The organism is Zhongshania aliphaticivorans (assembly GCF_902705855.1).
GTDB classification, from domain to species: Bacteria; Pseudomonadota; Gammaproteobacteria; order Pseudomonadales; family Spongiibacteraceae; genus Spongiibacter; species Spongiibacter aliphaticivorans_B.
Map to the genome: position 1 here is coordinate 382,585 of NZ_CACSIJ010000013.1, position 13,695 is coordinate 396,279.

Consider the following 13,695-nt stretch of genomic DNA (forward strand, 5'->3'; position numbering starts at 1 on the left):
GTAGCGTTAAAGATCCTCTGGGCAACGATGGCAATGTTAATGGGTGAAGACAAGGTAGCAAGTGGGCTCACGCTGGCAGGTTTAGGTTTGCGGCGGGGCCTAATGCCCGCGTTTAAAGAGCTCCAACCTGGTGATATTGATTTTGTAGAAGTTGCTCCAGAAAACTGGATAGGTATCGGTGGTCGTTATGGCCGCGCGTTCCGCGAAATCGCGGAACGCTATCCCGTGTATTTGCATGGTTTGTCTTTAAATATTGGCGGATTTTCACCATTAGATACTGATTTGTTGCGCGCTATTAAGCAGTTTATGGACGATTTTGACTGCCCCCTGTATTCAGAGCATTTAACCTACTGTGGCGATGAAGGCCAACTATATGATTTGCTACCAATACCCTTTACCGAGGAGGCTGTGCGTCACGTCGCTGATCGCGTAAAGCGCGTTCAGGATGTGTTGGGGCGACGTATCCTTTTAGAAAATGCGTCTTATTATGCTGCGCCAGCTCAGCAAATGAGCGAGAGTGATTTTATAAATGCGGTGTTGGCCGAGGCGGATTGTGAACTGTTGCTAGACGTCAATAATATTTATGTGAATAGCATTAATCACCACTACGACCCCTACGAATTTTTACACGCGCTGTCTCTTGAGCGTGCGAGCTATATTCATATAGCCGGTCACTACGACGAGGCTGAGGATTTGCGGGTTGATACTCACAGTGCTGATGTTATTGATCCCGTGTGGGCCTTGTTAGATGCAGCGTATGAACGTTGCGGCCCATTGCCAACCCTCTTAGAGCGCGACTTTAACTTCCCGCCGATGGCCGAGTTACTGCTGGAGGTGGAGCGTATTAAAAGAGCCCAACAGCCCAGTCAGCGGGCTGAGGCGTCAGCTCCTCTAAGCGTNGCGATTCGATGAGTTCATTTCAGTATGTTCAGCGCGAACTCACACAGTTTATCCGTGACCCAGAGCGCTGCGCTGGGCCGGAAGGAATTGAAGCGCGTCGTTTAGATATTTACCGCGGCTTATTTTTTAACAATATTAATAGCTTTCTGAGTAATGGCTTTCCGGTTTGTCGTAGCTTGTACAGCGAAGCGGATTGGGATGCAATGGTGAGGGATTTTATGATTCAGCACCAATGTTCAAGCCCTTACTTCTTAAAAATTGCTGAAGAGTTTCTCGATTATTTACAGGTGCAACGGAATGGGCTTGATATCGATCCGCCGTTTCTCGTTGAACTGGCACATTATGAATGGGTGGAGCTAGCCCTTGATGTTGCAGAAGAGGAGTTAAGCCTTAAGTGTGATGCGCCTAAGGATCTCTTGAACAATCATTTATCTCTGTCGCCCTTGGCGTGGTTGTTGGCATATCATTTTCCGGTGCATTTAATTAGCAGCGATAATCAACCCTCGCAGGCCGGTTCAGAGCCGACCTATATAGTGGTGTACCGCAACCGCGCAGACCGCGTTGAGTTCTTAGAAATTAATGCAGTTACTGCACGTTTATTAACTCTGTTTGACGATGAAACCCGTCAAACAGGTATTTCAGCACTTAGTATTATTGCGGATGAGCTGGAGAGCAATTTAGAATCGCTGCTCGGTTTTGGTCGCGAGCTGGTTGAGCAATTGGTTGGTCTCGATATTCTGATTATTGCCGAGTCGTAATTATCGAAATAGTGCCAAGCTTCGACGCATTGCGTATAGTAAGACTGTTATCAAGACTTGATGAGTAATAACTTCAATGGAACGAATCGCCTGCACTTGGGTTTTGCTGCTGTCGGTACTTTACAGCGCGCTAGCGTTTGCGGATGACGGTGGAGATCCTCGCGACCCTTGGGAGGGACTCAATCGAGCTATTTTCGCATTCAATGACACCGCTGATCTTTATGTGCTGCAGCCAGTTGCGCGCGGCTACAAAAAAGTCACCCCCACTTTTGTTGATCAAAGTTTAGCCAACGTCTTTAATAATATCGGTGAAGTTAAAAATATCGGTAATGATCTCTTACAGGGCGAGGGCGGTGATGCCTTTGTTAGTACTGGCCGCCTAGTTATTAACACTACAGTCGGTGTATTGGGCCTTTTTGATGTGGCTGGTGCTATTGGTTTAAAGCGTGATTCGGAAGACTTCGGTCAAACACTCGCGGTATGGGGTGTCGGTAGCGGCCCCTATATTATGCTGCCATTGCTTGGCCCCAGCACCCTGCGTGACGGTGTTGGACGCGGAGTTGACTCTTACACCGCAATTACGCGCGGTATTGACCCAGAGCGGGCACAATACGGTATGACTCTGCTAGACTTGCTACAGGTTAGGGCGTCTTTGCTGGGGTCTGAAGATTTGGTGTCTGGTGATAAATATACCTTCTTCAAAGATGTCTATTTGCAGCGTCGGGACTTTCTTATTAATGACGGCAAGCTTGAAGACGATTTTGGCGATGAAGATTTCGAATCCTTTGATTTCTGAATCCGCTTGTTTCACCCCGAGCGTAAATTCTCCGCATAAATACGGCTTGTGTGTGCTCGTAGATGCGAGTAAAAAGGCCGGATGAACGCTACCTTCCCTCAAAGTATCTTATTGGTTCAGCAGGCTGACGCTGTACATGCGGAGCTTGTGTCCTCCCTGAAAAAGCTCGGCATGTCTGTGATTGCCGTTGCCGACTGCGCGGCTGCAATGTTGGGTTTTAGAGAGGAAGATATCGATATTGTGATGGTCGATATCGATTTCCCCAATGACCGAGGTATTGACCTATTGGGGAAAATGGCCGCTGACCCACGGGAATTACCGCTAATTGGTGTATCTCGGCGTAAGAGTTTGGCGGACGTTGTAGAGGCAGTACGCCACGGTGCGACAGATTACTTAATGCTGCCGCCAGAGAATTTAGACGTTATTCGTCACGTTATAGACCGTGCAGTGGAGCGCGGTACTTTAAAACGCGAAAACTTGGCTTACCGTACTAAACTTGAAAATGCCAACCGTGATCTACTTGAAAGCCTGACCTTATTGCAGCAAGACCAGCAAGCAGGTAAGCACGTTCAGCAACTTTTACTTCCCGATACGCCGAAGCAAATTGGTGGCTATAGTTTCTGTCATTATATTTTGCCGTCCTTGTATTTAAGTGGCGACTTTGTTGATTACTTTTTGGTCGGTGACGATCACGCAGTGTTTTTTGTGGCCGATGTATCTGGGCACGGCGCAAGTTCGGCATTCGTTACGGTGTTTCTCAAAAATTTGTTTGCCCGTAAACGCAGTGATTTTTTGCACCGTGGTTCAACAGCAATTTTGTCACCCGCCAAAATGCTTGCCATTGCTAATCGTGAATTATTGGAAATGGGCATCGGTAAGCATGTCACCATGTGTGTTGGTGCATTTGATTTAAAATGTCATCAGCTATGTTATTCGGTGGCGGGTCACTTGCCTGCGCCAGTAATGGCGCTAGACGGTAAGGCGGAGTTTTTGCCAGAGCATGACATGCCGGTTGGTTTATTCGCAGATGCCGAGTACAGTGACCACATGATTAGCTTTCCGGCGGGGGCTGTGCTGACCTTGTTCTCAGATGGTATATTAGAGGTCTTGGATAGCGACGACACTCTTGAAGAAAAAGAGCAGAGAGTGCTCGATATTCTCAAAGATGGTGAGAGTTCGTCTACGGGGCTGGCGGAAACCTTTGGTCTATCAGACATAGACGAAGCGCCAGACGATATCGCAATTTTAGTCGTGTGTAGGTTATAGGCAAATGCAGCCTGGTAGGATATTGGTAGCAGGACAGGACGGCGCGTTTGTTATCAAATTAGTTGGTGACGTGCGGCTGACGCTTTGTACAACCTTAGACGAGTTTTTCGACGAGATGCTGTCCGTCGAAGGCTTCGCCAGCGTTGTCGTAGATCTTTCTGACGCCTTAAATGTCGATAGTACTACCTTAGGCTTGTTGGCTAAATTGGCCATTAAAGCCAAAGAGCGTTTTAAGTTTGTTCCCCTTATTTTGTCTACCAATCCTGATATCACCCGTGTGCTAGAAAGCATGGGCTTCGATAGGGTGTTTAGAATTCGAGAAGAACCCTTGCTTGATGATGAAGATCTTGGCGAATTGCCGGTCTTGCCCTGCAGTGAGGACGCCGTTAAGAAGCGTGTGCTGGAGGCGCATCGTACGCTAATGGGTTTGAGCGACAGCAATCACGCTAAGTTTCGTGAGTTAGTGTCGCTACTCGAAGGTCAGTGTTTTTAATTTTTCATTAATACGAATACTGTCGTAATCTATTTGGCAGCCGCTTTTTCCGTGGTCGTTAGCTTCGCGCGGATAAACTCGGTGTGGGGTAAATAGATAAGGTCAGAGATTTTTCGAATCAAGTGATCTTCGTATTTATCAATATTTCCGTCTTCAATGGCTACTTCCCATAGCGCGACAATCAATTCGTATTTTTCTAGGTTGTTACAGTTGTCGTTGATGTAGCGCGTAAAGGGGTACAGTGAGGTGCTGTCCTTATTGAGCGCTGAGGCTGTTGCCATAAAATCTTCAATGTCTGCTAGCGAAACTGAAAAGCAGCGTACAAGTAACTCACGGATTTTTTCAATTTCCGCAGGATCTTGTTGATAGTCTGATTTACTGACTTCAATGAGTAGGGCTGCAGCTGCTAATTCTAGCGACATGGTTGTGTCTTTACTGTCTTCGTCCACACCAGTAAAGAGCTGTTTTAATTTTTCAAACATCGCTTAATTCCACTCGCTAAGTAGGGTTTCGAGTTTAACTTGGTCGGCGGCAAAGGCGCGAATGCCTTCGGCAAGCTTCTCTGTGGCCATCGCGTCTTCGTTAAGCGCCCAGCGGAAGCCCGATTCTGTAATGTCCAGTTTGTCGTGGACGGCAAAATCCATATCGGCTGCTAGCCGGCGCGGCAAGGGCTGGCTGTCTTCACTTAGCTCATTGAGTAGCGCTGGGCTGATGGTTAAACGGTCGCAGCCCGCTAGGGCTTCTATTTCTCCGATATTACGGAAGCTCGCACCCATGACGATGGTTTTATAATTGTGTTGTTTGTAATAACTGTAAATCGCGATAACCGATTGCACGCCGGGGTCATCGTTGGCAGTTTCTGGTTTTGCACCGCGAGCAACATGCCAATCTAAAATACGACCAACAAAGGGTGAAATTAAGGTTGCGCCAGCCTCTGCACAGGCCGCAGCCTGAATCAGGCTGAATAGCAGTGTGAGATTGCATTCTATGCCTTCTTTTTCTAATATTGCGGCTGCTTGTATACCTTCCCAAGTCGAGGCAATTTTAATTAATAGGCGGTCCTTGGCTATACCTTTTTCTTGGTAAAGTTCTGCTATATAGCGGCCTTCAGCAATCATTGCCTCAGTATTAAATGAGAGGCGGGCATCGACCTCGGTAGACACTTTGCCGGGCACTAATTTGCAGATTTCTGCGCCAATTTCGACGGCTAGTTGAGTGGCGGTCTTTTGCAGCCACTGGGCATTTCTTGTGCTGTTTCCCTGCTTTTCAATCACTCGTTGAATGAGTGCTTGGTACTGAGGAAGCTGCGTCGCTTTCAATATCAGTGATGGATTGGTTGTCGCGTCTTGAGGGGAAAAACGACCAATCGCCTCAATGTCGCCGGTGTCGGCAACCACGTCGGTAAATTGCTTGAGTTGTTCTAACTTACTGCTCATTACTTACTGTCCTTTTTGTCATCATGGTCTGCAGAGCGTCATCGGTAAGCTGCAGTGCCTGCTCTAATACCTCAATGCCGGCATTGGGGCGATGGGCGTGTTCGCTTATATAGCGCCGGAATAAGCGGCCGCCGGGTTCTCCGTTAAACAGACCTAATATATGTCTAGTCATATGGTTGAGTCGGGTGCCTTGGGCTAGTTCCGCTTCGATATAAGGAAATAAGCCGCGAATGACGTCGCCGCGTACGGGTGTCTGCCGGTCTTGGCCGTAAAATTGTGAATCTACATCGGCAAGAATAAACGGGGTTTGATACGCGCTGCGGCCCATCATGATGCCATCCACATATGACAATTGCGAGGCGGCATCATCGATGGTTTGAATGCCGCCGTTAATGATGATTTCAAGATCGGGAAAGTCCTGCTTTAGCTGGTGCACCAAAGCGTAGTTTAAGGGCGGAATTTCACGATTTTCTTTTGGACTCAAGCCTTGTAGCCAGGCCTTGCGGGCGTGAACGATAATCGCGTCGGTACCGGCTTCTGCAATGGCGGCGACGAATTCTTGCAGCGGTCCATAACCTTCTTGCTCATCAATACCTATGCGGTGTTTTACAGTAATGGGCAGGGCGCAGGCGTCTTTCATGGCCTTAACACAGTCTGCGACCAGCGCGGGGCGCGCCATTAAACAAGCGCCAAAAAAGCCATTTTGAACCCGGTCTGATGGGCAGCCGCAATTTAAATTAACTTCGTCGTAGCCCCATTGTTCTGCAAGGCGGACTGAGTGGGCTAATGCGCTTGGGTCGCTGCCGCCGAGCTGTAGTGCAACGGGATGTTCAATATCACTAAAATTTAGGTGGCGCTCAGCATCGCCGTGAATCAGGGCGCCGGTAGTGATCATTTCGGTGTAAAGCACCGCTTCGGAGGTTAATTGCCGCCAAAATACCCTGCAATGCCTGTCTGACCAGTCGAGCATGGGGGCAACGCAGAAGCGGCGATTAAGTAATTTTTTGTGCATCTGCCGCGAAATACCTATATGGATGGGTGAATCTTGCCACGTCGGGCACGTATAATGATGGCCTGAATGGCCCGCTCACATATATTGATGCGAGGCTAAATGTCTATTGTATTCAAATGGTAATAAACACTCCATGACTGTTCGCACTCGTATCGCTCCGTCGCCCACCGGTGACCCGCATGTTGGCACGGCTTATATTGCCTTATTTAACTATTGTTTTGCGAAAAGCCACGGTGGCGAATTTTTGCTGCGTATCGAAGATACGGATCAGCAGCGTTCAACACCGGAGTCTGAGCAGGCGATTTTAGACTCACTGCGCTGGTTAGGTTTGGAGTGGGCTGAGGGGCCAGATGTTGGTGGTCCGCATGGCCCTTACCGGCAAAGTGAGCGCAGTGAGATTTATAAAACGCACTGTGAGCAGCTCATAGCGGCGGGCCATGCCTTTCGCTGTTACAGAACTGCTGAGGAATTAGACGCCCTGCGTGAAGCTCGTCGCGAGGCGGGTGGTCATACTGCGCTTAAGTATACGGATCTTAAATTGGGTGATGCTGAGCACGCACGCCGCGAAGCCGCTGGCGAGCCTTACGTCATTCGTATGCATGTACCTGAAGATGATGGTCGTTGTGAAATCGACGATATGTTACGTGGCAAAATTGAGCTGGAGTGGGGGCAGATTGATGCTCAAATTCTATTAAAGTCAGACGGTTTACCGACCTACCATTTGGCCAATGTGGTGGATGATCATTTGATGCAGATCACCCATGTGCTGCGTGGTGAGGAGTGGATTAACTCCGCACCTAAGCACAAATTGTTGTATCAGTATTTTGGTTGGGATATGCCAGTGCTCTGTCATCTTCCGCTGCTGCGTAATCCAGACAAAAGTAAGTTGAGTAAACGTAAAAACCCAACCAGCATTTGGTATTACCAGCGCATGGGCTTTATGCCAGAAGCGCTGCTTAATTACCTAGGTCGTATGGGGTGGTCGATGTCGGATGAAAGTGAGAAATTCAGCCTGCAAACGATGATTGATAATTTCGATATTACTCGGGTAAGTCTCGGTGGTCCGATATTCGATGTTGAAAAACTTCGCTGGTTGAATGGTCTGTGGCTGCGCGAAGACTGCAGTTTAGAGCAGCTTGCAGATCGTATGCAGGAGTGGGCTTTTAATCGTGACACGCTTATGAAAATGCTGCCGCATGTCCAGTCGCGCATCGAAGTGTTTAGCGATATGGCGCCACTGGCAGCGTTCTTCTTATCTGGCATGTTGCCGCTTACTCCGGCTAGTTTTGCGACTTCAAGCCTTAGTGAGGAAGAGCTTGTAACGCTGCTTCAATGTACAGCTTGGCGATTAGAGGCCTTGAATGATTGGCAGCGCGACAGTATTTTTGCTGAAGTGAAGTCTCTGGCGGATGGCCTAGGTATTAAGCTTAAAGACTTTATGCCGCCCTTATTTATTGCTATTGCTGGTACCACATCATCAATTTCTGTTGTGGATTCTATGGAGGTCTTGGGGCCAGATATGAGCAGGGCGCGAATCCGGCACGCTATTGAGGTCTTAGGTGGGGTTGGTAAAAAGCGCCTGAAAAAATTGGAGAAACAATACCAAGAGCTTGGGCAAAGCTAAAGCTGGATAGGACGCTGCTCCTTAAATAGAGCAATGATTGCCGAGTGGCGATTGCGAGAAAAATACAGTGATTTCAAGTCGATGTGTTGACAAGTTTAGGGGCTAACCGTAATATGCGCAGCCTCTGCTTTGGGGCTATAGCTCAGCTGGGAGAGCGCTTGCATGGCATGCAAGAGGTCGGCGGTTCGATCCCGCCTAGCTCCACCAAAGTTTTGAAAAACCGCTTAATTGCGGTTTTTTTTTGCCTATACTTTTAGCTATGCCCGCTGACCGCGACGAATATATCGCTAAGTGGTGGCCGTGTGGGCGGCGTGCTCTTTAGCTGCCATACTATTTGTCTGAAAAATACTAATTAATTCCTTTTGGGGAGCGATGCATCAGTGCCGAATATATCTCTTCGTCAGCGCCATAATAAAAGTCCAGAAGAACTTCGTGAGCTTATTAAGCTGATGGCGACCAAGTTAGAGGAGCGCTATCAGCTCAAAGCTCGCTGGTTGAATAACGATGCCGTTGAGGTTGCGCGGCCCGGTATTAATGGACGTATTACCCTCGGTGCGAATGAAGTCCGGGTCGAGATTAAGCTGGGTCTTATGATGAGCGCATTTAAATCGACTATTGAAAGTGAAATCTCGCGCTCTATGGCGGAGAAATTGGCGTAATAAAATCGCATAACAAATCGCGATATGATGGAATTTTTTATATAGCGCGGGGTTCTAACGGTTACAGTTAATGACTATTGGGAGTCTGAGTTAGATATGACTATTCAGTTGCGGTCTTTTCGCGTAGCACAGTATTTACCACTTAAAGCCATAGTTTTTTGTTTTTTTGCACTGCTTGCGCAGGGTAGTTGGGCGCTGTTTCCGCAGCAGGACGGCGAGGGACGGGAGCTTCCCAGTCTGGCGCCGATGCTAAAAAACGTGAATCCAGCGGTCGTGAATATCTCGACTTTTACCACCCGAACTGTCCGTCAAAACCCTCTGCTCAACGATCCCTTTTTTAGGCGCTTTTTTAATGTTCCCGAGCATCAGCTCCAGCAACCGCAGCAGCGCCGCACGCAAAGCGCCGGCTCGGGCGTTATTATTGATGCTAAAAAAGGCATTGTGCTTACCAATCACCATGTCGTAAATGGTGCGGACGAAATCACTGTAGGTATGGAGGATGGGCGCAGCTTTACCGCGACCTTGGTGGGTTCTGATCCTGATGTTGATATTGCGGTGTTAAAGATTGAAGCCAAGGATTTGCATAGCGTTAAGTTGGCTGATTCAGAAAAGTTGGAAGTTGGCGACTACGTCGTAGCAATCGGCAATCCCTTTGGTCTGGGACAAACGGTGACAACAGGTATTGTCAGTGCCTTGGGCCGTACCGGTTTGGGCATAGAAGGCTACGAAAACTTCATTCAAACAGATGCATCAATAAACCCCGGTAATTCTGGCGGTGCACTGGTGAATTTGCGCGGTGAATTGGTTGGCGTCAATACCGCTATCTTGGCGCCCTCTGGCGGCAATGTGGGAATTGGTTTTGCCATTCCAGTCAATATGGCTAAGGTCAGTATCGATCAGATTCTTGAGCATGGTGAGGTGCGCCGCGGTCAGCTTGGGGTTGTTATTCAGGATTTAACCCCAGAGCTAGCCGACGCATTTAATGTGGGTAAGCGCCAGCGCGGCGCAGTAATCGCAGAGGTACAAAAGGATTCCGCAGCGGACACGGCGGGCATAGAAGTTGGTGATGTTGTTGTTGAGCTTGATGATAAGGAAATCCTTAGCTCCGCACAGCTACGTAACTCTGTTGGTCTAAAGCGAGTTGGTGACCGTATTACTGTTACAGTGTTGCGTGATGGAAAGCGCAAGGAGTTTCGTGCGGTATTGGCGGCAGCCTCGGCTGGGACGGTAGTAGCCACCAATAGTCAGTCAGCAGATGGTTTGCTCAAAGGGGTGACACTCCGCGATGCAGACAATGGTCAGGGTGTTTTGGTGACCGAGGTGGCGCGCGACGCAGATGCGGCGGGCAAATTACTGCAGGGCGACTTGATTGTCTCGGTTAATCAGCGTCGGGTTGTTGATGTAAAGCAGTTTAGTGAGGCTCTGTCTGCCAGTAAGGGACGTTTGTTACTTCGCGTAGTGCGTGGTCAAATGGCCTTATGGATTGTATTGCAGCCATAATAAGGGCTGGTGTTTTGGTGCTTAGGAGACGGTAATGAAAAAGTTAGTGGTAGCTGGTTTGCTGGTGTTGTTAACGGCTTGTGCAGGGGTGCCGGTTTCCACCGACTATTCGCAGGATTTCGATTTCAGCAATGTGTCTAGCTATGCGTGGCTGTTACCTGCTAAGCACAGCAATCCTGAGGTTGATAATGATTTGGTGCGGGCGCGTATTGTAGATGCGGTTGATGCACAATTTACAGCGAAGGGCTTGTCGCAGGTATCTGATGCCAGCAAAGCGTCGGTACTGGTTAGCTATCAGCTTGGGCAGGAGGACAAGATTGCCATTGATAATTTTGGATCTTGGTATACCCATTTTGGCTATTATCCCTGCTATCGCTGCGGCTATAGACCGGGCTACGGCTATTTTGGCCATAGCCATTTCTACGACGATGACATTTGGGTGCGCAATTATAAAGAAAGCACATTAATGATTGACGTTATCGATCCAAAATCGAAAAAGCTGCTCTGGCGTGGTATGACCAAGCGGATCATTCCAAGTCTTAAAACACCGGAAGAGCGGCGTTTATATGTATTGGAAACGGTGTCTGCCATTTTGGCTGAGTTTCCACCTGGTTCTGCCGTGGCGCATTGATATTATTCACTATTTTCCGATGATTTCGTCGGCGAGTCGCTTGCATGTGCTAAGCCTTTCGCCGACAATAGCGCCCGCGTTGCAGTGCTGCTGTGATGTGTCTTCTGCGGTGGTCCTTCCGGTCCCCTCGCAACGATAGATAGCAAACCCCGCCAGGCCCGGAAGGGAGCAACGGTAGTTATCAACTCGTGTGCCGGGGTGTGGCTGGTTGGGCCGCCACCAAGTCTTTGTTGATTCCTTATCTGTGTTTATTTTCCGCCCTTATCATTGGTTTATGTCCTTGCTGGGCTGGTGTATCCTTGCGGCTTGCATGTTAGGAATTGTTCAATGAGCTATCAGGTGTTGGCGCGAAAATGGCGCCCAAAAACCTTCCGTGAAATGGCGGGTCAGAATCACGTTTTAAAAGCGTTAGTGAACGCTTTAGATCATGACCGTCTTCATCATGCCTATTTGTTTACTGGTACTCGCGGTGTGGGTAAAACTACTATCGCCCGTATTCTGGCCAAGTGTTTAAACTGCCAAGTTGGGGTTAGTTCTGAGCCCTGTGGGCAGTGTAATGCCTGTGTTGCAATCAATGAAGGACGTTTTGTTGACTTACTTGAGGTCGATGCAGCATCGCGCACCAAGGTAGAAGACACACGGGAAATTCTCGACAACGTTCAATACATGCCTAGCCAAGGGCGCTACAAGGTGTATCTCATTGATGAGGTGCACATGCTTAGTAGTAGCAGTTTTAACGCGCTGTTAAAAACCTTGGAAGAGCCCCCCGCGCACGTAAAATTTTTGTTGGCGACAACGGACCCCCAAAAGCTGCCGGCGACCATTTTATCTCGGTGTTTGCAGTTTAATTTAAAGAATCTAAGCCCTGAGCGCATTGTCGATTATTTGAAGACAGTGCTAGAGCAGGAGATGGTGCAGTATGACGAATCTTCGCTTTGGTTATTGGGGCGTGCAGCCGATGGGAGTATGCGTGATGCGCTTAGTCTCACCGACCAAGCTATCGCGTTTGGTTCTGGCAGATTGGGTGAGGCCGATGTGCGCCAGATGCTGGGTACCATTGATCACAACTCGGTTTATCGTTTAATAGAAGCCTTGGCGGTGAGTGATGGGGCCGCCTTGCTAGGGGTGGTTGCCGATCTCGCTGAAATGGGTGCAGACTTTGCCGGTGTTGTGAGTGAGCTGTTGGTGGTGATGCATCGCTTAGCCGTAGCGCAGACAGTACCAGAAGGTTTGGATAATAGTCTTGGTGATCGCAATAAAATCATAGAGTTGGCGTCTAAACTTGCAGCAGAAGATGTGCAATTTTATTACCAAATAGCTCTAGCTGGGCGGCGCGACATGGGCTTGGCACCAGATCCGCGAGCAGGCTTAGAAATGCTGCTGTTGCGAATGCTGGCGTTTAAACCTCAGGGCATTATCGATGCGCCGCGTCAGAGTTTGGCTCGGCCAGTAGCTGCAGTGGCGGAGGCCACCGCCTCGGTAAAAAAGCCGCAGACGCATAAGCCGGCGGCGGATACGTCGCTGGCGAATGAGCTGATATCCGATGCTAGTACGTCAACGATGGCGGCCCCAAAGCAGGTTTTACCCAAAAGTAACGACGATCAGAAAATATCTGACGACACAGAAGCTCGTACACTAGTAGATACTATTGATACGCAAGCGCTGTTGTCGCAACAAGAACTAGCGCCGCAAGCTCCTCTTGCATCTCAAGAAGAGTCTGTGACGTCGATCGCAGCTGCTCCATTGTCAGAGCCAGATTTGAGCGGCGGTGCGAGCGAGACAATCTCCCCCGCAAATGAGATATTGACCTCGCCTCAGAATGAGCCTGATGTTGAACAGCCTGCACTTGTGGCAGCTACTGCGCTAGTTTTGTCTGGGGAAAAAATTGCGTTTAGTGATTTAAACGATCGCCTTTGGCGCGAGCAATTTGATGCTTTTCAGTTGCCCGGTATGTTAGGGAGCGTGGCGAGCCACTGTCAAATTGCCACGTTGGCGGCGGACAGTTTGAGTTTTAATATTGACGAGGCCAATGCCGCGTTATTGAACGACCGCCATATTGAACGGCTTGGCGAGTTATTGTCAGAATATTTTGAAAAGTCACTGAAGGTCACTGTTAATATCGGCGCTGTAGCCTTCGAAACACCGGCTGCATACAAACAGCGGTGTTTGGACGAGCGGCTTGCTATTGCAAAGCAGGCATTGCGTACAGATTCGTATGTGGCTCGTATAATTCAAGAATTTGATGGCGTGCTGGATGAAGAATCTGTGCGTTTAGTTGATTGAAGAGAGAAAAGCATGAAACCAGATCTAAATGAATTAATGAAAAAAGCCGCTGAAATGCAGGAAAAAATGCAAAAGGCACAGGAAGAAGTCGCCAATATCGAGGTTCAGGGTGAGTCTGGTGCTGGATTGGTTAAAGTAACGATGACGGGGCGTCACGATGTGCGCCGGGTTTTCATTGACGCTAGCCTAATGTCTGAAGACAAAGAAATGTTAGAAGACCTACTGGCCGCCGCGGTAAATGATGCGGTTCGTAAGGTTGAAAAAAGTAACCAAGACAAAATGGGTGGAATGATGTCTGGGCTTGGTATGCCATCTGGCTTCAAGATGCCGTTCTGAT

The 13,695-nt window shown here is 48.7% G+C and carries 14 protein-coding genes, 1 tRNA gene and 1 other RNA gene; 13 read left to right on the forward strand and 3 right to left on the reverse strand.

Annotation, left to right across the window (positions count from 1 at the left end; genetic code table 11):
- Window positions 1–39 precede the first annotated feature (39 nt).
- The 5 genes from GVJ32_RS11370 (at window position 40) to GVJ32_RS11390 (ending at window position 4,213) form a co-directional block, all read left to right on the forward strand.
- Window positions 40–912, forward strand: a complete 873-nt coding sequence (locus tag GVJ32_RS11370; RefSeq protein WP_435808082.1) for an HvfB family MNIO-type RiPP peptide maturase — start codon at window positions 40–42, stop codon at window positions 910–912.
- A complete protein-coding gene (locus tag GVJ32_RS11375; protein WP_159240172.1) occupies window positions 909–1,658 on the forward strand; it encodes an HvfC family RiPP maturation protein in 750 nt (249 codons plus the stop codon). Before GVJ32_RS11370 ends, GVJ32_RS11375 begins: the two co-directional genes overlap by 4 nt.
- A gap of 76 nt (window positions 1,659–1,734) precedes the next feature.
- Window positions 1,735–2,454: an MlaA family lipoprotein gene (locus tag GVJ32_RS11380; protein WP_159240173.1), complete on the forward strand. Its 720-nt coding sequence runs from the start codon at window positions 1,735–1,737 to the stop codon at window positions 2,452–2,454.
- A gap of 81 nt (window positions 2,455–2,535) precedes the next feature.
- Entirely contained in the window at window positions 2,536–3,720 is a 1,185-nt protein-coding gene (locus GVJ32_RS11385) for a PP2C family protein-serine/threonine phosphatase (protein WP_159240174.1), read from the forward strand.
- 4 nt (window positions 3,721–3,724) lie between these two features.
- Entirely contained in the window at window positions 3,725–4,213 is a 489-nt protein-coding gene (locus GVJ32_RS11390) for an STAS domain-containing protein (protein WP_103684048.1), read from the forward strand.
- 29 nt (window positions 4,214–4,242) lie between these two features.
- Here GVJ32_RS11390 and GVJ32_RS11395 read toward each other — a convergent pair whose 3' ends face one another.
- Genes GVJ32_RS11395 through dusA form a run of 3 tightly spaced genes read right to left on the reverse strand, consistent with a single transcriptional unit; the run spans window position 4,243 to window position 6,661 of the window.
- Window positions 4,243–4,695 carry a TerB family tellurite resistance protein gene (locus GVJ32_RS11395; RefSeq protein ID WP_159240176.1) on the reverse strand — a complete coding sequence of 151 codons (453 nt, stop codon included), beginning with the start codon at window positions 4,693–4,695 and terminating at the stop codon, window positions 4,243–4,245.
- A 3-nt stretch (window positions 4,696–4,698) separates the two neighbouring features.
- Entirely contained in the window at window positions 4,699–5,649 is a 951-nt protein-coding gene (gene tal, locus GVJ32_RS11400; protein ID WP_159240178.1) for a transaldolase, read from the reverse strand.
- Window positions 5,639–6,661 (reverse strand): tRNA dihydrouridine(20/20a) synthase DusA, encoded by a 1,023-nt coding sequence (gene dusA, locus GVJ32_RS11405; RefSeq protein WP_159240180.1) that lies wholly within the window; start codon window positions 6,659–6,661, stop codon window positions 5,639–5,641. Before dusA ends, tal begins: the two co-directional genes overlap by 11 nt.
- Window positions 6,662–6,794: 133 nt before the next feature.
- Here dusA and gltX point away from each other — a divergent pair, with 133 nt between their 5' ends.
- The 8 genes from gltX (at window position 6,795) to GVJ32_RS11445 (ending at window position 13,694) form a co-directional block, all read left to right on the forward strand.
- Window positions 6,795–8,285: a glutamate--tRNA ligase gene (gene gltX / locus GVJ32_RS11410; RefSeq protein ID WP_159240182.1), complete on the forward strand. Its 1,491-nt coding sequence runs from the start codon at window positions 6,795–6,797 to the stop codon at window positions 8,283–8,285.
- A 131-nt stretch (window positions 8,286–8,416) separates the two neighbouring features.
- Window positions 8,417–8,492, forward strand: a tRNA-Ala gene (locus tag GVJ32_RS11415).
- 173 nt (window positions 8,493–8,665) lie between these two features.
- Complete coding sequence (locus GVJ32_RS11420) at window positions 8,666–8,944, forward strand: polyhydroxyalkanoic acid system family protein (RefSeq protein WP_159240184.1); 279 nt, start codon at window positions 8,666–8,668, stop codon at window positions 8,942–8,944.
- Between the two features lie 96 nt (window positions 8,945–9,040).
- Window positions 9,041–10,444, forward strand: a complete 1,404-nt coding sequence (locus GVJ32_RS11425; protein ID WP_159240186.1) for a DegQ family serine endoprotease — start codon at window positions 9,041–9,043, stop codon at window positions 10,442–10,444.
- Window positions 10,445–10,478: 34 nt separating this feature from the next.
- Window positions 10,479–11,075 (forward strand): DUF4136 domain-containing protein, encoded by a 597-nt coding sequence (locus GVJ32_RS11430; protein ID WP_159240188.1) that lies wholly within the window; start codon window positions 10,479–10,481, stop codon window positions 11,073–11,075.
- A gap of 116 nt (window positions 11,076–11,191) precedes the next feature.
- An RNA gene (ffs, locus tag GVJ32_RS11435) (signal recognition particle sRNA small type) lies at window positions 11,192–11,288 on the forward strand.
- A 114-nt stretch (window positions 11,289–11,402) separates the two neighbouring features.
- The gene (dnaX, locus tag GVJ32_RS11440; protein ID WP_159240190.1) at window positions 11,403–13,358 is read left to right on the forward strand and encodes a DNA polymerase III subunit gamma/tau; all 1,956 of its coding nucleotides are present in this window, start codon (window positions 11,403–11,405) and stop codon (window positions 13,356–13,358) included.
- A 12-nt stretch (window positions 13,359–13,370) separates the two neighbouring features.
- Window positions 13,371–13,694 carry a YbaB/EbfC family nucleoid-associated protein gene (locus tag GVJ32_RS11445; protein ID WP_159240192.1) on the forward strand — a complete coding sequence of 108 codons (324 nt, stop codon included), beginning with the start codon at window positions 13,371–13,373 and terminating at the stop codon, window positions 13,692–13,694.
- Window position 13,695 lies beyond the last annotated feature (1 nt).